This window comes from Microbacterium sp. XT11 (assembly GCF_001513675.1).
Lineage (GTDB): Bacteria > Actinomycetota > Actinomycetes > Actinomycetales > Microbacteriaceae > Microbacterium.
Genome location: NZ_CP013859.1, coordinates 1,865,629 through 1,884,925 on the forward strand (window position 1 = coordinate 1,865,629; position 19,297 = coordinate 1,884,925).

At 69.8% G+C, this 19,297-nt stretch carries 18 protein-coding genes; 11 read left to right on the forward strand and 7 right to left on the reverse strand.

What is annotated here, in order from left to right; all coding sequences use genetic code 11:
- Positions 1-7 precede the first annotated feature (7 nt).
- The 5 genes from AB663_RS08595 to AB663_RS08615 all read right to left on the reverse strand — a co-directional run bounded on the left by AB663_RS08595 (position 8) and on the right by AB663_RS08615 (position 6,611).
- Positions 8-1,468, reverse strand: coding sequence for an MFS transporter (locus AB663_RS08595; RefSeq protein WP_067197956.1), 1,461 nt, complete (start codon positions 1,466-1,468; stop codon positions 8-10).
- Between the two features lie 130 nt (positions 1,469-1,598).
- Positions 1,599-3,323, reverse strand: coding sequence for a glycoside hydrolase family 35 protein (locus AB663_RS08600; RefSeq protein ID WP_067202451.1), 1,725 nt, complete (start codon positions 3,321-3,323; stop codon positions 1,599-1,601).
- 61 nt (positions 3,324-3,384) lie between these two features.
- On the reverse strand, positions 3,385-4,740 hold the full coding sequence (locus AB663_RS08605) for an ABC transporter substrate-binding protein (protein WP_067197958.1): 1,356 nt from the start codon (positions 4,738-4,740) through the stop codon (positions 3,385-3,387).
- A gap of 64 nt (positions 4,741-4,804) precedes the next feature.
- Complete coding sequence (locus AB663_RS08610) at positions 4,805-5,614, reverse strand: carbohydrate ABC transporter permease (RefSeq protein ID WP_442922672.1); 810 nt, start codon at positions 5,612-5,614, stop codon at positions 4,805-4,807.
- Between the two features lie 76 nt (positions 5,615-5,690).
- Positions 5,691-6,611: a carbohydrate ABC transporter permease gene (locus tag AB663_RS08615; protein WP_067197963.1), complete on the reverse strand. Its 921-nt coding sequence runs from the start codon at positions 6,609-6,611 to the stop codon at positions 5,691-5,693.
- A 155-nt stretch (positions 6,612-6,766) separates the two neighbouring features.
- Here AB663_RS08615 and AB663_RS08620 point away from each other — a divergent pair, with 155 nt between their 5' ends.
- Positions 6,767-7,753, forward strand: a complete 987-nt coding sequence (locus AB663_RS08620; protein ID WP_083511181.1) for a LacI family DNA-binding transcriptional regulator — start codon at positions 6,767-6,769, stop codon at positions 7,751-7,753.
- Positions 7,754-7,759: 6 nt separating this feature from the next.
- Here the strand turns inward: AB663_RS08620 and AB663_RS08625 are convergent, their stop codons facing one another.
- On the reverse strand, positions 7,760-8,611 hold the full coding sequence (locus AB663_RS08625) for an IclR family transcriptional regulator (RefSeq protein ID WP_067197966.1): 852 nt from the start codon (positions 8,609-8,611) through the stop codon (positions 7,760-7,762).
- A 116-nt stretch (positions 8,612-8,727) separates the two neighbouring features.
- On the opposite strand from AB663_RS08625, the gene AB663_RS08630 reads away from it, so the two are divergent.
- Genes AB663_RS08630 through AB663_RS08675 form a run of 10 tightly spaced genes read left to right on the forward strand, consistent with a single transcriptional unit; the run spans position 8,728 to position 18,869 of the window.
- On the forward strand, positions 8,728-9,393 hold the full coding sequence (locus AB663_RS08630; protein WP_083511182.1) for an ABC transporter permease: 666 nt from the start codon (positions 8,728-8,730) through the stop codon (positions 9,391-9,393).
- Positions 9,386-10,423 (forward strand): ABC transporter ATP-binding protein, encoded by a 1,038-nt coding sequence (locus AB663_RS08635; RefSeq protein ID WP_269465166.1) that lies wholly within the window; start codon positions 9,386-9,388, stop codon positions 10,421-10,423. Before AB663_RS08630 ends, AB663_RS08635 begins: the two co-directional genes overlap by 8 nt.
- Before the next feature lie 40 nt (positions 10,424-10,463).
- Positions 10,464-11,216, forward strand: a complete 753-nt coding sequence (locus tag AB663_RS08640; RefSeq protein ID WP_067202465.1) for an ABC transporter permease — start codon at positions 10,464-10,466, stop codon at positions 11,214-11,216.
- 32 nt (positions 11,217-11,248) lie between these two features.
- Positions 11,249-12,190, forward strand: coding sequence for a glycine betaine ABC transporter substrate-binding protein (locus AB663_RS08645; RefSeq protein WP_067197969.1), 942 nt, complete (start codon positions 11,249-11,251; stop codon positions 12,188-12,190).
- Positions 12,190-12,732 (forward strand): formaldehyde-activating enzyme, encoded by a 543-nt coding sequence (gene fae / locus AB663_RS08650; RefSeq protein WP_067197971.1) that lies wholly within the window; start codon positions 12,190-12,192, stop codon positions 12,730-12,732. The genes AB663_RS08645 and fae overlap by 1 nt, the downstream gene beginning before the upstream one ends.
- Positions 12,729-13,682: an NAD(P)-dependent oxidoreductase gene (locus AB663_RS08655; RefSeq protein ID WP_067197973.1), complete on the forward strand. Its 954-nt coding sequence runs from the start codon at positions 12,729-12,731 to the stop codon at positions 13,680-13,682. The genes fae and AB663_RS08655 overlap by 4 nt, the downstream gene beginning before the upstream one ends.
- Positions 13,679-15,163: an NAD-dependent succinate-semialdehyde dehydrogenase gene (locus AB663_RS08660; protein ID WP_067197976.1), complete on the forward strand. Its 1,485-nt coding sequence runs from the start codon at positions 13,679-13,681 to the stop codon at positions 15,161-15,163. Before AB663_RS08655 ends, AB663_RS08660 begins: the two co-directional genes overlap by 4 nt.
- A gap of 10 nt (positions 15,164-15,173) precedes the next feature.
- On the forward strand, positions 15,174-15,950 hold the full coding sequence (locus AB663_RS08665; protein ID WP_067197978.1) for an SDR family oxidoreductase: 777 nt from the start codon (positions 15,174-15,176) through the stop codon (positions 15,948-15,950).
- Between the two features lie 37 nt (positions 15,951-15,987).
- On the forward strand, positions 15,988-17,472 hold the full coding sequence (locus AB663_RS08670; protein ID WP_067197981.1) for an FAD-binding oxidoreductase: 1,485 nt from the start codon (positions 15,988-15,990) through the stop codon (positions 17,470-17,472).
- Positions 17,469-18,869: an FGGY-family carbohydrate kinase gene (locus AB663_RS08675; RefSeq protein WP_067197983.1), complete on the forward strand. Its 1,401-nt coding sequence runs from the start codon at positions 17,469-17,471 to the stop codon at positions 18,867-18,869. The genes AB663_RS08670 and AB663_RS08675 overlap by 4 nt, the downstream gene beginning before the upstream one ends.
- A 4-nt stretch (positions 18,870-18,873) precedes the next feature.
- Here AB663_RS08675 and AB663_RS08680 read toward each other — a convergent pair whose 3' ends face one another.
- A complete protein-coding gene (locus tag AB663_RS08680; RefSeq protein WP_067197986.1) occupies positions 18,874-19,227 on the reverse strand; it encodes a Fe-S protein in 354 nt (117 codons plus the stop codon).
- Between the last annotated feature and the right edge of the window lie 70 nt (positions 19,228-19,297).

The window sequence follows — 19,297 nt, forward strand, 5'->3', positions numbered from 1 at the left end:
CCGCGCGCTACAGCTCCACGGCGGCGGCGAGCCCGAGGTCGTCCTCGTAGGCATGGTCCTTCGTCTCCGGCGAGAGCAGCAGCGCGATGAACGTCAGCACGCCCATGACCGAGAGGTACACGCCGACGAGCCACGGCGACCCGTCGCCCCACTCCCACAGCTGCACGGCGATGATCGGTGCGACCGCCGCGCCGAGGATCGACGACACGTTGTACGAGATCGCCGAGCCGGAGTAGCGCACGTTGGTCGGGAACAGCTCGGGCAGCAGAGCGCCCATCGGCCCGAACGTCGCGCCCATGAGCAGGAAGCCGAACACGAGGAACGCCTGCACGAGCGCGCCGGTGAACTTCGGGTCGACGGCAGGCAGCAGGAACAGGTTGAAGGTGAAGCCGAAGACGATGATGAGGCCCGTCACCCAGAGGAGGAGCTTGCGGCGCCCGACCTGGTCGGCGATGGGGCCGGAGAGCAGCGTGAAGATGCCGAAGAACACCACGCCGATGATCTGCATGAGCACGAAGTCGGTGTAGCCGAAACCGAGCCCAGGATAGAACTGGGCCGCGAAGGCGGCGGCGTCGAAGTCCTTGCCCGCGGCCTCTGCGGCGGCCTGTGCGGCGGCGGATGCCGTCTCGAGCGATGCCGGCTTGGTGCCGTAGGCGAGCGTGAAGTTCGTCATGAGGTAGAACAGCACATACGTCGCCAGCATGATGAAGGTGCCGAGGATCAGCTGCTTCCAGTGGTGACGGAACACCGTCGCGAGCGGGAGCTTGCGGATCGCGCCCTTCTGCGCGGCCTTCGTGAAGGTGTCGGACTCGACAAGCCTGAGTCGCACCCACAGACCGATGATCACCATGACGGCCGAGAAGAGGAAGGGCACCCGCCAGCCCCAGGAGAGGAAGGCCTCCGACTTCAGCGCCGGGTCCTCGGCGTGCGGCAGGGCCCAGTTGATGCCGAGGAACAGGAAGTTCGCGATGATGAAGCCGAGCGGCGCGCCCAGCTGAGGGAAGGTGCCGTACCACGCGCGCTTGCCGCTCGGGGCGTTCTCGGTCGCGACGAGTGCGGCGCCCGACCACTCGCCGCCGAGCGCGAAGCCCTGCGCCAGCCGCAGGATCAGCAGCAGCAGCGCGGCCCACCAGTTGATCTGCTGGAACGTCGGCAGCAGACCGATCGCGAACGTGGCGATGCCCATCGTGAGCAGCGATGCGACCAGCGTGGCCTTGCGTCCGTAGCGGTCGCCGAAATGGCCGAAGACGACGGCGCCGATCGGGCGGGCCACCATCGCGGCGCCGAACACGCCGAACGACGCGAGGAGCGAGGTCGTGTCGTTCCCCGTGGGGAAGAACAGCACCGGGAACACCAGAACGGCCGCGGTCGCATACGCGTAGAAGTCGTAGAACTCGATGGTCGTTCCGACGAGGCTCGCGGTGATGACGCGCGACCGCGGATTGGCGGGGGGCGGTGTGGTGCTCACGGTGCTCCTCTGATCATCGCTCCGGGCGGAGCAGGGGGAGTTTACGCCCTCCCCGGGCTTTCGAGTCGCATGATTTGCCCCGTTTCGCGGCGGGAGCGGGCAAATCATGCGACTCGAACGGGATGGACTGCTACTCCTCGGTTGCGCCGAGCGACGGTGTGGCGACGAACGCGGCGACGGGCGAGACCAGGTGCTCCAGCTCCAGCACGACCAGCTCGTTCGCGCCGGCTCGGGTGACCGGCGCCGGCACGTACAGGGTGCGCGTCGGGCCGTTGCGCCAGTACCGTCCGAGGAAGAAGCCGTTGACGAACGCGTACCCCTTGCTCCACGCGTCCGTGTCGAGGAAGAGGTCGCCCGGCTCGTCGAGCGCGAACTCCGCCCGCCACGCCGCCGGCCCGCTGCCGGTGTCGGGCAGCGTCGCCGCGGCCAGCTCCGCCACGTCGAGCGGCGTCGCACGCCATCCGGTGAGCCGGACGCCGTCGAGCGACACCGCGCCGATCAGCCCTTTCTCCTCGCCCAGGCGATGGTCGTAGTTCACGCGACCCTGATCCTCCACGAGAATGCTGAGCGTGCTCCCCGCGGGGATCGCGAGCGCCCGGTCGTGGCGCGTGCGCGACAGCGTGCCGACGGGCGAGCCGTCGACGCTCACCCACGCCAGGTCGCGCACGTCCTCGACGAGCAGCAGACCTCCGCGCGAGCCGGGCAGCTCGGTCTCGTAGCGCACGAGAGCGCTCAGGTGCCCGAGCGCATCGAACGAGGGCGGATGCTCCCACGACGCGTCCGCCGCCGGTGCGGCATCCGTCCAGGTCCCGGTCCGCTCCAGAGGCGCGGTGAACGCCGCCGAGGGTGAGGGCGGAGCGGGAAGCTCCTCCGGCACCGGGGCGTGCTTGGCGATGACGTCACGGAAGGCGTAGAACTTCGCGGTGGGGTTCCCCGCCTCGTCGAGGGGGGCGTCGTAGTCGTACGAGGTGACGAGGGGCAGGTAGCGACCCTTGTCGTTCGCGCCGTTGGTGAGCCCGAAGTTCGTGCCGCCGTGGAACATGTAGACGTTCACGGATGCTCCGGCGGCCAGCAGCTCGTCGAGATCCGCCGCTGCGGCGTGGACGTCGGTGGTGTGGTGCACGCCGCCCCACCAGTCGAACCAGCCGTCCCAGAACTCCGAGCACATGAGTGGCCCTGTGGGCTGGTGCCGTCGCAGGGTCGCGAGCCGCTCGGCGCTGCGTGAGCCGAACGATCCCGTCTTGTGCAGCTCGGGGAGACTGCCGTCGGCGAGCATCCGGTCCGTCGGCTGGTCGACGGTCGTCAGGGGCACGGTGATGCCTGCGTCCCTGGTCACGCGAACGAGGGCGCGCAGATAGTCCTTGTCATCGCCGTAGGCGCCGTACTCGTTCTCGATCTGCACGAGCACGACCGGTCCGCCGCGGTCGATCTGCCGGGGGGCGACGATCTCGTAGACGCGCTGGAGGTACGCGCTCACGTCGGCGAGGTAGCCGGGGTCGGACGAGCGGAGCGCACGTCCGCCGCCGGTGAGCCACACCGGCAGGCCGCCGTTGTGCCACTCGGCGCAGATGTAGGGCCCGGGGCGGACGATCGCGTCCATGCCCTCGGCCGCGATGAGGTCGAGGAACCGGCCGAGGTCGTTCCACCCGGTGGCGTCCCACTCGCCGCGCCGTGGTTCGTGCGCGTTCCAGGCGACGTAGGTCTCGATCGTGTTGAGCCCCATCAGACGCGCCTTGCGGATGCGGTCCTGCCACAGGTCGGGGTGCACCCGGAAGTAGTGGATCGCGCCGGAGAGCACGCGATGAGGGCGTCCGTCGCGGAGGAAGTCGGCGTCGCCGATGGAGAAGCTCGTCACGATGCTGCTTTCGTTGAGACGGGGTGGGCGGCGCAGCTCGGCGTCGCCCACCCCGCGGGTGTTACTTGTTGACGGTGAAGCCCTGAGAGTTGCCGTACTCGACGAGCGCGTCCTGCCAGTCGGTGAGCCCGGCGTTCAGGTCGGTGCGGTTCTGGTAGGCCTGGCCGACGGTGTCGCCGAAGATGCTGTTCGCGTACACCTGGTAAGGCAGGTAGCTCCAGCCGGTGACGACGTTCTTCGCGGCATCCGCGAGGACCTCGTTGATCTTCTGGCCGCCGAAGTACTCGGGTGCCTCGCTGAGGAACTCGTCACTGGAGAGCTCGGCGGTGGTCGACGGGAAGCCGCCGGACTCGAGGAAGATCGAGATGCTCTCCTCGGAGTTGTTCAGCCACCACAGGAAGCCCGCGGCGAGGGCCGGGTTCTTGCTCTGCTTCGTGACCGCCTGGCCGCCTCCGCCGTTCTCCGCGCTCGCCGCCGTGCCGTCGTAGGTCGGCATGGGTGCCACGCGCCAGTCGCCCGCCCCGTCGGGAGCGCCGGACATGAGGTTGCCGGGCATCCACGCGCCGATCACGAGCGTGGCGATGCTGCCGTCGCCCAGACCGCGGAACCACTCGTCGCTCCAGCTGGACGTCGGCGACACGAGTCCCTCGGAGACCAGGCGGTTCCAGTTCTCGGTCCACTTCTTCGTGCCTGCGTCCTGCAGGTCGATGGTCACGTCGGTGCCGTCGGTCTGGAACGGCCGGCCGCCGGCCTGCCAGATCATCGAGGTCGCGAAGCCCGCGTCACCGGTGTCGTTGGTGATGTACGCGTTCGGGTTCGCCGCGTGGATCGCCTTGGCGGCCTCGTAGTACTCGTCCCACGTCGTGGGCACGGCGACGCCCGCCGCGTCGAAGACCGCCTTGTTGTAGAAGAGGGCCATGGGGCCGGAGTCCTGGGGGAGTCCGTAGATGGCGTCGCCGTCGGTCACGGAGTTCCAGGTCGACGCGGTGTAGTCGTCCTCGAAGTCGGCGAAACCGTACTGCGAGAGGTCGACGAAGGCGTCGGTGAGCGCGAACTGGGGGAAGGCGTAGTACTCGATCTGCACGACGTCCGGCGCTCCTGAGCCCGCCTTGATGGCGTTCTGCAGCTTGGTGTACTCCTCGTTGTTGGTCCCCGCGTTGACGAGGTTGACCTTGACGTTCGGGTACTCCTTCTCGAACGCCTTCACCTGGGCCTCCGCCGAGGGCGTCCACGACCAGTAGGTGATCTCGCCGCCCTTCTCGAGCGCGGCCTTGACGGAGTCGAACGTGCCGTCGCCTGCGGCGGCGCCGTCTTCCGAACCGCCGGCGCTGCAGCCGGCCAGGGCGAGAGCCGCGACGGTGCCGGCCGCGAGCGCTGCCAGCGCACGTCGTGCGGCGGGGGAGGGAAGGTGCTTCATTGCTGTGTCCTTTCGGGTATGGTCCGACGGTGGACCGGGTGATGCGAGGGTGCGGGAGGCGGCGTCACTGCTTGACGCTCCCCGCGGTGAGACCTGACTGCCAGAACCGCTGCAGCAGCAGGAAGGCGATGACGATGGGGATGATGGTGAGGAGCGAGCCCATGATCACGAGGTTGTAGATGGGCTGCGATCCGGCGCCGATGGCCTGCGCGCTCCACTGGTTGAGGCCCACCGTGAGCGGATACCACGCGGGATCGGACAGCATGATGAGCGGCAGGAAGTAGTTGTTCCACGTCGCGACGACCGTGAACAGCGCCACCGTGACGATGCCGGGCGCGAGCAGCCGCAGCGAGATCGTGAAGAACGTGCGGAACTCGCCCGCTCCGTCGATGCGCGCGGCTTCGAGCAGCTCGGTCGGCACCGACTCGGAGGCGAAGACCCAGATGAGGTAGAGGCCGAACGGGCTGATGAGCGAGGGGATGATGACCGCCCACGGGGTGTTCGTCAGTCCGAGCTCGCTGAACAGCAGGAAGGTCGGCACGGCGAGGGCGGTGCCTGGCACCGCGACGGCGCCGAGCACGATCGCGAACACCGCTCGGCGGCCGGGGAACCGGAACTTCGCCAGTCCGTATCCGGCCATGGTCGCCAGCAGCGTCGCACCGCCGGCGCCGACCACGACGTAGAGCAGGGTGTTGCCGAGCCAGCGCACGAAGATGCCGTCGCGGTACGAGAACGTGGCGACGAGGTTGTCGAAGAAGGCGAAGTCGTCGGCGAACCACAGGCCGAACGAGCTGAACAGGCCTGCTTGCGTCTTGGTCGCGCTGAACAGCAGCCACACGAGAGGCACCAGGGTATACAGCGCGTACGCGATCATGACGACGAGGAGGGTCGTCGACTTCCGCGGGTTGAGCGGGTCGCGCCGACCGGAACGGGCGAGGGGGAGTGCCATGTCAGCGCACCTCCGACTTCGAGCCGCGCAGCTGCACGACGTAGGCGATGACGGCGGTGATGACGCCCATGATGATGGCGATGGTCGCCGCGTAGTTGAACTGCTGTCCGGCGAACGAGAGGTTGTACGCGTACATGTTCGGCGTGTAGTACGTCGTGAGCACGTTCGGGGCCAGCGGGCGGAGGATGTTGGGCTCGTTGAAGAGCTGGAAGCTGCCGATGATCGAGAAGATCGTGGCGATCACCAGGGCGCCGCGAACCGAGGGGATCTTGATGGAGAAGATCGTGCGCCAGGCGCCGGCCCCGTCGAGTGCGGCCGCCTCGTACATCTCCGAGGGGATCGTCTTGAGCGAGGAGTAGAAGATCAGCATGTTGTAGCCGACGAACTCCCACGTCACGATGTTGCCGATCGAGACGAGCATCCACTCCTTCGCGAACGGCGTGATCGCGTCGACGCCGATGAGGTCGTTGATGTTGCTCGTGAGGCCGAACTGGTCGCCGTAGATGTACCCCCACATGAGCACGGCGACGACCGCGGGCACGGCGTAGGGGAGGAAGATCAGGATGCGGAAGAAGGATGCTCCGCGCAGCCGCGCGCTGTCGAGCGCGAGCGCTGCGGCGAGGGCGAGGGCGAGCATGATCGGCACCTGTACGACCAGGAAGAGGAGCACCCGGCCGAACGCCTCCCAGAACTGCGGGTCGGTGAGCGCCCTGACGTAGTTGTCGAGGCCGACGAACGCCGTTCCTCCGATGAGCTTCTCCTGGAAGAAGCTCAGGTACAGGGCATAGGCGAGCGGTGTGAGGAACACCAGGGCGAACACGACCATGAAGGGGCCGACGAACGCCCAGCCCTTCCAGTCGAGCTTCTCGCGACGGCGGCCGCGGAGGAGCGGCAGGGCGGTCGCTGTGGTTTCGGTCGTCATCGACGGGTTCTCCAGGTCCGGGTGGCGGGTGCGCCATGTGTCAACGTCAACATATGCGATCGACTGGTAATGTGTCAACGTCAACATACGAAGGGATGATGAGCGTGTCCGCAGCAGATCCCGGAGAGCATCCGCCTCGACGACGTGAGCCCTCGATGGAGGACGTCGCCCGCGAGGCCGGTGTGTCGGGACAGACCGTCTCGCGTGTCGTCAATGCCCGCGGATACGTCGGTGCGGCCACGCGGGAGCGCGTCGAGGCGGCCATGCAGCGCCTCGGCTACCGGCCCAACAGCGCGGCCCGAGCGCTGCGTTCCGGTCGCTTCCGCACGCTGGGCGTCGTGATGTTCTCGTTCAGCTCATACGGCAACCAGCGCACGCTCGACGCGATCGCCGTGCGAGCGGCGCAGCTCGGCTACGCGCTCACCCTCATCCCCGTCGAGTCCAGCGCGAGGGAGACGGTCGTCGGGGCGTTCCGGCGACTCGAGGAGCACGCCGTCGACGGCATCATCATCGTCATCGAGGCCCACCAGCTCGACGAGGCCGACGTCGAGATCCCCGACGGGCTCCCCGTGGTCTTCGTCGACTCCAACAGGGCGGCCGAGCATCCCTTCGTCGACACCGACCAGGCGCAGGGCGCGCGGCTCGCCACGGAGCACCTGCTCGACCTCGGGCACGACACGGTGTGGCACGTCGCCGGCCCCGCGAAGTCCTACTCCGCTGAGCGCCGGCGCGACGCGTGGCGTGAGACGCTCGAGGCGCACGGCCGCGTCGTTCCCGATCCCCTGCAGGGCGACTGGAGCGCGGAGTCCGGCTACCGCGCCGGCGTGCGCCTGCGTGATCGCGACGACGTCACGGCCGTGTTCGCGGCGAACGACCAGATGGCCATCGGCGTCCTCCGGGCGTTCCGCGAGGCCGGGCGCGAAGTCCCGCGCGACGTCAGTCTCGTCGGCTTCGACGGCCTGCCGGATGCCGCCCAGCTGTGGCCTCCGCTGACGACGGTGCAGCAGCATCCGGAGCGCGTCGGAGCGCTCGCGGTCGACGCCCTCCTCGCCGAACTGGACGGAGGCGAACGTCTCGAGACGCCGCTCGTCGGCACGGAGCTCGTCATCCGTTCCAGCACCGCTCCTCCGCGGCGGGGCTGATGGTGCTCAGCTCGCCCCGAGCCGGAGCGACAGCTCCCTAGCCGCGCGCGAGACGAGGGCGCCCAGCGCGTCGAGACGCGGTCCGATGCGTGCCTTGGGTGCGCTGACGTTGACGGCGGCGACGATGCGGCCGGTGAAGTCGACGATGGGCGCGGATGCCGCCACGACTCCGAACTCGAGCTCCTCGTCCGACAGCGCATAACCCTGCTCCCTGATGCGGGCGAGCTCGGCGTGCAGGCTGGCGAGGTCGGTCACCGGAGAGTTGCCCGGCGGGGGAGAGTCGAGCACGGGGAAGCCGGAGGGGTCGGCCTGGTCGAAGCGTCCGACGAGCGGCTGATCCTGCCCGTGGTCGTCGTACCACCGCGCGAGGGACTCGTCGTCCCAGTCGCTGAGCAAGGCGCGGCCGGACGGGGTGCGCCAGGCCGCGGTGGTCGTGCCAGCCCACCCCGTGGTGCGCACGTCGTGCGGGCTCAGTTCGCTGAGGAGCGTCAGTACGTTGCCGCCGCGCAGCACGCACAGGTGGCTGGTCTCGCGCGTGGACTGCACCAGCCGGCGCAGGATGCTCCGCGACGCGTGCACGAGCGTGGAGGTGGCCGTGTGCGCGGCCAGGGCGTAGAGGCGCGGGCCGAGCAGGTAGCGCAGCGACTCGGCGTCGCGCTCGACGAGGCCGGACTCGGCGAGCGTGGCGAGGGTGCGCGAGACCACGGCCTTGTCGCGGCCGGTGAGCTGGGCGACCTGCGAGACGCCGAGGCCTCCGGCGCGCAGCGCCTCGTCGCTGCCGAGGAGCTCGAGGATCTCGATGTCTCGTCCGAGTCCTGACGAATTGCGGCGCGGGGCAGGGGCTGCGGTGGATGGCACGGGGCGATCGTAGCACGAGTTGCCATATACACAACGCGCTTTGCCGAAATGGTGACAGCGGCTACCGTGAATCTCACGTCCCCGGTACAGGCCTCAACGACGAGACAGGAGCCCTCTTGACCGGATTCACCTGGGAAGACCTCATCGCCTTCCTCGCGCGCCGTGCCGACGACATCGTCGAGCTCACCCGCGATCACCTCGTGGTCGTCGTCATCTCGGTGGTCCTCGCCGCGGTCATCGGCATCGGCCTCGGCATCCTGGTCCGAAACCGCCGCCTCGCCCGGACGACCGTGCTTACGGCAGCGGCCGTCGCGATCACGATCCCGTCCCTCGCGCTTCTGGCCCTGCTCAGTCCCGTGCTGGGTCTCGGGTGGCTCCCCACCGTCGTCGCCCTCGTCTTCTACTCGCTGCTCCCTGTCGTGCGCAACACCGTCGTCGGGCTCCGCGAGGTGCCGGTGTCGGTGCTCGAGGCGGCACGGGGAATGGGCCTGGGTCCCGCGCGCATCCTCTTCACGGTGCAGCTCCCGATCGCCTGGCCGGTGATCATGACCGGCATCCGCGTCGCGGCCCAGCTCACGGTCGGCATCGCGGCGATCGCCGCCTACGTCGCCGGCCCCGGCCTCGGCGAGTACATCTTCAAGGGGCTGAGCTCGCTCGGCTCGAAGAACGCGCTCAACTACGCCCTCACCGGCACCGTCGCCGTGATCATTCTCGCGCTCGTCCTCGACGGCATCCTCGTGCTCGTCTCCCGTCTCACCACCTCAAGGGGTCTCCGTGCCTGACACCACCACGAACACCGGCGTTCTCACCTCCCTCGCGGCGCAGCAGGGCGGGGTCGACATCGTCCTCGACAGCATCACCAAGCAGTACCCGGGTCAGCCGGCCCCCGCCGTCGAGAACTTCTCCCTGCGGGTCGAACCTGGCGAACTCGTCATGTTCGTCGGACCCAGCGGCTGCGGCAAGACGACGACCATGAAGATGATCAACCGCATCATCGAGCCGACCTCCGGGTCGATCCGCATCAACGGCGACGACGTGCTCTCACTCGACGGCAACGAGCTGCGCCGGCACATCGGCTACGTGATCCAGCAGATCGGACTGTTCCCGCACTTCACCATCGCCGAGAACATCGCGATCGTGCCCAAGCTGCTCGGCTGGTCGAAGGCACGCATCGCCGAGCGCGTCGACGAGCTGCTCCGCACCGTGCAGCTCGACCCCGGCACGTTCGCCCAGCGCTACCCGCGACAGCTCTCGGGCGGCCAGCAGCAGCGCGTCGGCGTCGCCCGCGCGCTCGCCGCCGATCCGCCGGTCATGCTCATGGACGAGCCGTTCGGCGCGACCGACCCGATCACGCGCGAGAAGCTGCAGGCCGAGTTCCTGCGACTCCAGGCCGACATCGGCAAGACCATCATCTTCGTCACACACGACTTCGAAGAGGCCATCCGCCTGGGCGACCGCATCGCGGTGCTCAGCGACCGCAGCCGCATCGAGCAGTTCGACACCCCGGCGCGCATCCTCGCCGAGCCGGCGAACGACTACGTGCGCTCCTTCATCGGGGAGGGCGCTGCGCTCAAGCGCCTCGCGCTGATCCCCGTGACCGACGCCCGGATCGGCGCGGCGGATGCCGGGGCGCCCGCCGCGACCGTCGACGAGCAGGCCTCGCTGCGCGAGGCTCTCGACACCCTCGTCGTGACGGGAGCGGCACGCGTGAACGTCACGCGTGGCGGCGCTGTCGTCGGGTCGATCGACCAGGCCTCGATCTCCGCGGCGCTGGGCGCCGAGCGCGCCGCCCGCCCCGTCGAGGAGGCCTGAGGTGACCGGCCCGCAGGTGGTGCCGTCAGCGACGACGGCGATGCAGACGCAGAGCGCTTCCCGGCGCGGCATGCCCGTGCTGCTGCGGCGCACGCTGCCGCTCATCGTCGTCGCGGCGGTGCTGCTGGTGACCTGGCTCTGGGTGTCGAGCCTCGACCTCGACTCGATCGAGAAGCGCACGCTCAACGCCGACTACATCGTCGCGCGCATCGGCGAGCACCTCGTGCTGTCGATCATCGCGTCGGTGCTCGTCGCCGTGCTCGCCATCCCGGCGGGCATCGCCGTGAGCCGTTCGCGGTCGAAGGCCTTCCGCGGCATCGTGATCGGCATCGCCAACATCGGACAGGCGACCCCCGCGATCGGCGTCGTGATCCTCCTAGCGATCGTCTGGCAGACCGGGTTCACCACCGCGCTCCTCGCGCTCGTGATCTACTCGTTCCTCCCGGTGCTGCAGAACACGATCGCCGGCCTCACCCAGGTCGATCCGAGCATCCGCGAATCCGCGAGGGGCATGGGGATGACGCCGGGGCAGGTGCTGCGCCGGGTCGAGCTCCCGCTCGCCTCGCCGGTGATCCTCGCGGGTCTGCGCACCGCTCTCGTCTTCGCGGTCGGCGTGGCCACCGTCGCGACGTTCATCAACGCCGGCGGCCTCGGCGACATGATCATCAACGGTCTCAAGCTCCAGCGATATCCCGTGCTCGTCGTCGGAGCCGTCCTCGTCGCCGCGATCGCCGTGCTCATCGATTGGGCCGCGGGCGTCGTGGAAGACATCGTCCGCCCCAAGGGCCTCTGACACACCGCACCCTTCCCGAAAGGAAACCCGCAATGAACACACGCACCCTCGCATCCGCCTCGGTGGCTCTCCTCGCCGCCGGCGCGCTCCTGCTCACCGGCTGCACCCCCGGCGCCGGCGGCGGCTCCGGCGCGAAAGGCGACGAGCTCGACGGTCTCACCGGTGAGATCGGCTCGAAGGACTTCTCGGAGCAGTACATCCTCGCGCACATGACCACCGAGCTCCTCAACGCCCACGGTGCCGACGTCGAGGCCAACACCAAGCTCGTCGGTTCGGCGAACGTGCGCCAGGCCCTGGAGAACGACCAGTTCCTCGGCTACTGGGAGTACACGGGCACGTCGTGGATCACCTACAACGGCAACACGACGCCGGTGCAGGGCGCCGAGGCGCAGTTCGACGCGGTCAAGGAGGCGGATGCCGAGAAGGGCATCGCGTGGCTCGACCCGGCGCCGTTCAACAACACCTACGCCTTCGCCATCCGTCAGAGCGAGGCCGACGAGCTGGGTGTGAAGACCCTGAGCGACGTGGCGGGCCTGCCCAGCGCCGATCAGACGTTCTGCATCGAGAGCGAGTTCTCCACACGTGACGACGGCTGGCCCGGACTCAAGGCCGCATACGGATTCGACGCCCCCGACGCGAACGTGACGATGCTCGACACCGGCGTCATCTACACCGCGGCGCAGAAGGGCGACGACTGCAACTTCGGCGAGGTCTTCCAGACCGACGGGCGCATCCCGGCCCTGGACCTCGTCGTGATGGAGGACGACAAGGAGTTCTTCCCCAGCTACCAGGGCGGCTTCACCCTCAAGCAGAGCACGCTGGACGACTACCCCGCCATCGCCGACGTGCTGGCCGAGCTGAGCCCGCTGCTGACCACCGAGGTCATGCAGGAGCTCAACGCCAAGGTCGATGTCGACGGTGAAGACCCCGAGGACGTCGCGATCGACTGGCTCGAAGAGCAGGGGCTCATCTGATGACCGCGACTCTTCAGCTGGGCGAGAGCTTCGTCGGCGACGGCGTGAACGCGGCGCACATCAACACGGTGCTCGGTCACAGGGACGGCCCGGCGGGAACGGCGTGGGCGACGGCCCTCGCCGGACCCAGCCAGGGACACGTGCCGTTCGTCGCCGTCCTGCGGCCGTCGCTCCCGGTGAAGCCCCTGACGCTGTTCGTCACGAAGGCCGCACCGGCGAGTGACGAGCACGGACTCCTCATCTGGGGACCCGCGCAGGCGGGCGTCGCCGCGGGCGTCGCGGATGCCGTCGCCGACGGAGTGATCCCGCGCGAGGCCGCCGACACGCACGCCCTCATCGCCGCCGTCTGGGTCAATCCCTCGGCCGACGACGCCGATGCCGTCTACCGCAACAACCGCGAGGCCACTCGCACTGCGCTCGCGAACGGCGCCGCCTCCCTGCCGCGCCTCGACGATGTTCTCGACGCGCGGCACGCGCCCCGCAACCCCTTCTACACCGCCCCCGACACCGACCCCGCTTCGAAGGACACGCACGACAGATGAGCTCTCCCACCCTCGCCCCCGATCCCGCGCGCACCGGGACCAGACCCACCGTCGGGTTCATCGGCCTCGGCAACATGGGCTCCGGCATGACCCGCAACCTGCAGGCGGCCGGATTCCCGCTCGTCGTCACCGACCTCCGCCGCGAGTCGGCGTCTGGCCTCATCGACGGCGGCGCGCAGTGGGCCGAGACCCCGCGCGAGGTCGCCGCAGCCAGCGACCTCGTCATCACGATGCTGCCGACGCCGAAGCACGTCGAGGCCGTGGCATCGGGCCCGGACGGGCTCGTCGCCGGCCTCGCCGACGGCGGCACCTGGATCGACATGTCCACCTCGGTGCCCGAGGTGCAGGCCGCGGTGCGCGCCGCGACGGCGGGGCGGGATCTGCATCTGCTCGACGCGCCCGTGAGCGGGATGTCGGTGGGTGCGGCCACGGGCACGCTGCAGATCTTCGTCGGCGGAGAGGCCGACGACGTGGAGCGTCTGCGTCCGGTGTTCGAGGCCATGGGCGACCCCGAGCGGATCCTCCACGTCGGCGGGCCCGGCGCCGGATACGCCGTGAAGCTCATGATCAACCAGCTGTGGTTCTCGCACCTCGTCGCGACGGCCGAAGTGCTGTCGGTCGGCGTGGCGGCCGGCGTCGACCTCGACGTGCTGCGCGACGCGCTCATCGCGAGCCCCGCGAACAGCACCTTCGTCTCGCGCGACGTGCTGTCGATCCTCGACCACGGCGACTACGACGAGGGCTTCGCCATCGCGCTCGCCTGCAAGGACCTCGGCCTGTCGGTCGACCTCGCCCGCTCCGTCGGAATGCCGGTGGAGCTGTCCTCGCTCGTCGAGCAGATCTTCCGCCGCGCACGCGCCCGCTACGGCGACAGCGCGGGGGAGATGACGCCGGTGCGCCTGTACGAGGAGCTGCTCGGCCGCGACCTGCGCCGGGAGGTGTCGGCATGACCGCCGCGCGCGAGGCCGAGGTCATCGCCTCCGTTCCCACCGGACTGCTGATCGGCGGTGAGTGGCGCGCCGCGGCATCCGGGGCGACGTTCCCCGTGCACGACCCCGCCACCGGAGAGGTGCTCGCCGAGGTCGCCGACGCGACGCCCGACGACGGCATGGCCGCGCTGGCCGCTGCCGCCGACGCCCAGGCGGCGTGGGCGGCGACCGCGCCGCGCACGCGGGGAGAGATCCTGCGCCGGGCCTTCGAGCTCGTGACGGAGCGGGCAGAGGACTTCGCCCTCGTCATGACGCTCGAGATGGGCAAGCCGCTCGCCGAGTCGCGTGCCGAGGTCGCCTACGGGGCGGAGTTCCTCCGGTGGTTCTCCGAGGAGGCTCCGCGCATCTCCGGTCGCTATGCCACCGCGCCCGACGGACGCAACCGCCTGCTCGTGGCGAAGCGGCCCGTCGGCCCGAGCCTGCTCATCACGCCGTGGAACTTCCCGCTCGCGATGGCGACGCGCAAGGTCGCCCCCGCCCTCGCGGCCGGATGCACCTCCGTGCTCAAGCCCGCCGCTCTCACTCCGCTGACCGCGCTGCTGTTCGCCGAGGTTCTCCGCGAGGCCGGCGTGCCGGACGGCGTCGTGAACGTCATCCCCACCAGCCGGGCCGGAGCGGTCACCGGGCCGCTCCTCACCGATCCTCGACTGCGCAAGCTGTCTTTCACGGGATCGACCGAGGTCGGCCGCCGCCTCATCGCCGACGCCGCCCACCAGGTGCTGCGCGTGTCGATGGAGCTCGGCGGCAACGCACCGTTCCTCGTGTTCGACGACGCCGACCTCGATGCCGCCGTCGAGGGCGCGCTGCTCGCCAAGCTGCGCAACGGCGGTGAGGCCTGCGTCGCCGCGAACCGCTTCCTCGTGCACGAGAGCATCGCGGAGGAGTTCACCGCGCGCCTGGTCGCGCGCATGGGCGCGTACGTCAGCGCCCGCGGCACGGAGCCCGACTCGACGCTCGGGCCGCTCGTCGACGACGCGACGAGGCAGAAGGTGTCCGACCTCGTGTCCGGCGCGCTCGAAGACGGCGCTCGCCTCGCGCTCGGCGGGCGCGTCCCCGAGGGTCCGGGGTACTTCTATCCCGCCACGGTTCTCGCGGACGTGCCCCATGACGCCCGCATCCTGCAGGAGGAGATCTTCGGACCCGTGGCCCCGATCACCGTGTTCCGCGACGAGGACGAGGCCGTGCGCCTCGCCAACGCCAGCGAGTACGGGCTCGTGTGCTTCGCGTACACGCGCGACCTCGATCGTGCCCTCCGTCTCGCCGAACGCCTCGAGACGGGGATGTTCGGGCTCAACACCGGCCTCGTCTCCAACCCCGCGGCGCCCTTCGGCGGCGTCAAGCAGTCGGGCATCGGCCGCGAGGGCGGACTCGAGGGGATCGACGAGTACCTCGAGACCACGTACATCGGCATCTCCGATCCCTTCGCCCGCCCCGCACTCTGAAGGAGCCTTCGTGCACATCACCGACTTCTCCCTCGATCACTTCTCCCTGCGCGGCAGGAGAGCGATCGTCACAGGGGGGAACACCGGCCTCGGCCAGGCGTTCACCCTGGCCCTCGCCAAGGCGGGCGCCGACGTGTTCGTCCCGACGCTGTTCGACGACGGCGGCGAGACGGCCGCTCTGCTGGCCGAGGAGGGTGCGGGCTATCGCGAGCTGCGCATCGACATCACCGAAGAGGGAGCGCCCGCTCGCGTCATCGAGGGGTGCGCCGAGGCCTTCGGGGGAGTGGACGTGCTCGTCAACTCCGCCGGGATCAGCCGCATCGCCGACGTCACCGAGTTCGGCCGCGAGCGGTGGGACCCGATGATCGCCGTCAACCTCACCGCGGCGTTCGAGATGTCGCACGAGGCGGCGAAGCGCATGATCCCGCAGGGGTCGGGAAAGATCATCAACATCGCCTCGCTGTTCTCCTTCCTCGGCGGCATCGGCTCGCCCGCGTACGCCGCGACCAAGCACGGGATCGTCGGGCTGACCAGGGCGTACGCCGACGAGCTCGGCGGGCACGGCATCCAGGTGAACGCCATCGCCCCCGGCTACTTCGCCACGCCGATCACGGCGGAGACGCGCGCCGATGCCGACGCCAACCGGCGCATCGTCGACCACACCCCGGCGGGGAGGTGGGGGGATGTCGCGGACCTCATGGGGGCGACCGTCTTCCTCGCCAGCCCCGCCTCCGACTTCGTCAACGGGCACGTGCTGTCCGTCGACGGCGGCTACCTGGTGCGCTGACCGCGGCGCCCGACGAACGAACGAACAGGACATTCCCATGGTTGCTTCACGATCCTCCCTTTCGCGCGAGCAGATCGTCGCCCGGCTTCAGCAGCTCCTCGGCGCCGACCGGGTCGAGACCGAGGCGCAGGCGCTCCGAGAGGCGAGCGTCGACCGCTTCAAGAAGTACACCGCCGTGCACGGCATCTTCGACGGACCGATCCCGGCGGCGATCGTCTACGCGCACTCGACGGCCGACGTCTCGGCGATCCTCGCCTTCGCCGACGAGAACCTCGTGAACGTCGTCCCCCGCACGGGCCGCACCGCGACGGAGGGCGGGCTCGAGACGGTCGTCGAAGACTCCATCGTGCTCGACGCCTCGAGGATGGACGCGATCATCGAGATCGACCCCGTCGACATGATGGTCACCGCGCAGTGCGGAGTGCCCCTGCAGGTGCTCGAGGACACGCTGCGGGCTCAGGGCCTTACCACGGGGCACTCGCCGCAGTCGAAGCCGCTCGCTCAGATGGGCGGCCTCGTCGCCACGCGCTCGATCGGGCAGTTCTCCACGCTGTACGGCGGCATCGAAGACATGGTCGTGGGGCTGGAGGCGGTCCTGCCCGACGGCGAGGTCGTGCGCATCAAGAGCGTGCCCCGCCGTGCGGCCGGTCCCGACATCCGCCACATGGTGATCGGCAACGAAGGCGCGCTGGCCGTCATCACCGAGGTCACTGTGAAGGTGTTCACCTACCAGCCCGAGAACAACCGCTTCCTCGGGTACCTCGTCGACTCGCTGCCGGCCGGCGTCGCGGGTCTCCGCGAGATCGTCGTGGCCGGCTACCGTCCGTCGGTCGCGCGCGCGTACTCCGAGGAGGATGCCGCGCAGCACTTCTCGCACTTCGCCGAGGGCAAGGCCGTGGTCGTCGTCGTGGCCGAGGGACCGAAGGGTGTCGCGGATGCCACCGCCGCCGGCGTCGAGGAGATCTTCGCCCGGATCCCGCATGAGAAGGTCGATCCCGCCCTCATCGCGCAGTGGTTCGACAACCTTAACTGGGGGCAGGACAAGATCGACGCCGAGAAGCGCGAGATGCTCGAGAAGGCGCACCTCGGCTACACCACCGAGGTCTCCATCGACTGGTCGGGGGTCGAGGAGCTCTTCGCATCGGTCATGCGCCGGGCGCGGACGGAGTTCCCGCGCGCCGCCGACCTGACGATGCTGGGCGCGCACTCGTCGCACAGCTATCAGACCGGCACGAACCTGTACTTCGTCTACGACTACGACATCTCCTGCGAGCCGCGCGAGGAGATCACCGAGTACCACGTGCCGCTCAACGCGATCATCGTCGAGGAGGCGCTCAGGCTCGGCGGGTCGATGGTCCATCACCACGGCATCGGCAAGTACCGCACCCCCTGGACCCACGAGGAGCACGGCAGCGCGTACCGGTTGCTGCGCGTGCTCAAGGACGGGCTCGACCCGCGCGGCATCATGAACCGCGGAACGATCTACCCGCTCGACGAGTCCGAGACGGCGACGGCGCGGTGAGCGCGCCGGCGGCGGGCTTCGTCGTCGCGATCGACAACGGCTCGCAGAGCACCAAGGTGCTCATCGTCGACGCTGCGGGCACCGTGCATGCGAGCGCGAGGGTCGCGCTGCGCCCGTACTCGTCGCCGGCACCGGGGCGCTGGGAGCATCCCGGCGACGACCTCTGGGACTCGATCGTCGCCGCCACCCGCGCCGCCGTGGCGGGCTTCGGCGGCGATCCGCGCGAGATCCGGGGGATCGGTCTCTGCACGATCCGGTTCTGCCGGGCGGTGTTGCGGGCCGACGGGACGCTCGCCCAGCCCGTGATGAGCTGGATGGACGAGCGCCTGCCTCGCGCATACGAACGCGAGAGCGACGACGCCGTGTACGTGACGACGTCGTCGGGCTACATCGGCCATCGCCTGACGGGGCAGCGCACGGATGCCGCGGGCAACGTGCAGGGCACGTGGCCGATCGACACGGAGCGGTGGGCGTGGAGCCGGGATGCCGAGGACTATGCCCGTACGGGCATGGACCCGTCGATGCTGTTCGACCTCGTCGCGCCGGGCGAGGCGCTGGGGATGCTGACCGCCGAGGCCGCGGCGGTGCTGGGGCTCCCCGCGGGCATCCCCGTCATCGCGACGTCGAACGACAAGGCCGTCGAAGCGCTCGGCGCGGGACTCCGCGACCCGGAGGACGCGCTGCTGTCGCTCGGCACCTACGTCGCGACGATGACGCCGGGCGATCGCCCGGTGCCGCCGCATCCCGACGTCTGGACGAACTTCTCGTCGCGGCCCGGAGGCTACCTCTACGAGAGCGCCGGGGTGAGGCGGGGCATGTGGACGGTCAGCTGGTTCCGTGACCTCGTCTCGGGCGGGGCGGAGGGCGTCAGCGAGGAGGGGCTCAACCGCGGTGCCGAGTCCGTGCCGGCCGGTGCGGGCGGACTCGTGGCCGCGCTCGACTGGCTCGCTCCCGCCGACGAGCCCTGGCGTCGCGGCGCCCTGGTCGGATTCGACGGCACGCAGGGGCGCTTCCACGTCTACCGCGCGATCCTCGAGGCGCTCGCGATCGAGTCCGAAGCGGGCGACGAGCGGGCGCGGCGCGCCCTGGGTCGCGCGCGTCGGCGCCTCGTCGTCACGGGCGGCGGAAGCGGGTCCGCGCTCATGCGGCAGATCCTCGCCGCCGTGTACGGCGTGCCGGTGCGCACGCCGCGGGTGCACGACGCGGCGGGTATGGGAGCGGCGATCTGCGCGGCCGTCGGCACGGGGCTGCACCCGACGTGGGATGCGGCGGTCGACGCGATGGTGGCGGTGGGCACGGAGGTCGCGCCGGAACCGCACCTCGTCAGCGCCTACGCCGAGGTGCGGCAGACGTATGCGCGGGTGATCCCCCGCATACGTCTGCTCTTCGCGGACTGACCACTCAGCGCCAGAGCAGCCCCATGCCCGCGTTGGCGAGCGTCAGCACGCCCACGAGCCAGAACACGCCGGCGGGCACCGCCTCGCCGCGCTTCTGGCGGGCCGACCCGATGCCGAGCATCGCGCCGATGACGAGGAGCACGACGAGCTTCACGCCGATCTTCACGTAGTTCAGGTCGTACGAGATGCCCCACGGGGCGGCGAGGGCGAGGCCGGCGAGTCCGGCGATGGCCAACCCGTAGTCCATCACGCGTGTGAACTTCCGCGTGCCGCCGAACGCCTGGGCCGCCCAGGCGCCGAACAGCACGGCGAAGCCGATGAGGTGCACGAACACGACGACCAGACGCAGAGTCTCCATGCCCTCACCGTAGCGCCGCCGATATTCCACCGCCAGCAAGGCGAGCCTCAGCATCGTCCGTGGATGAGCG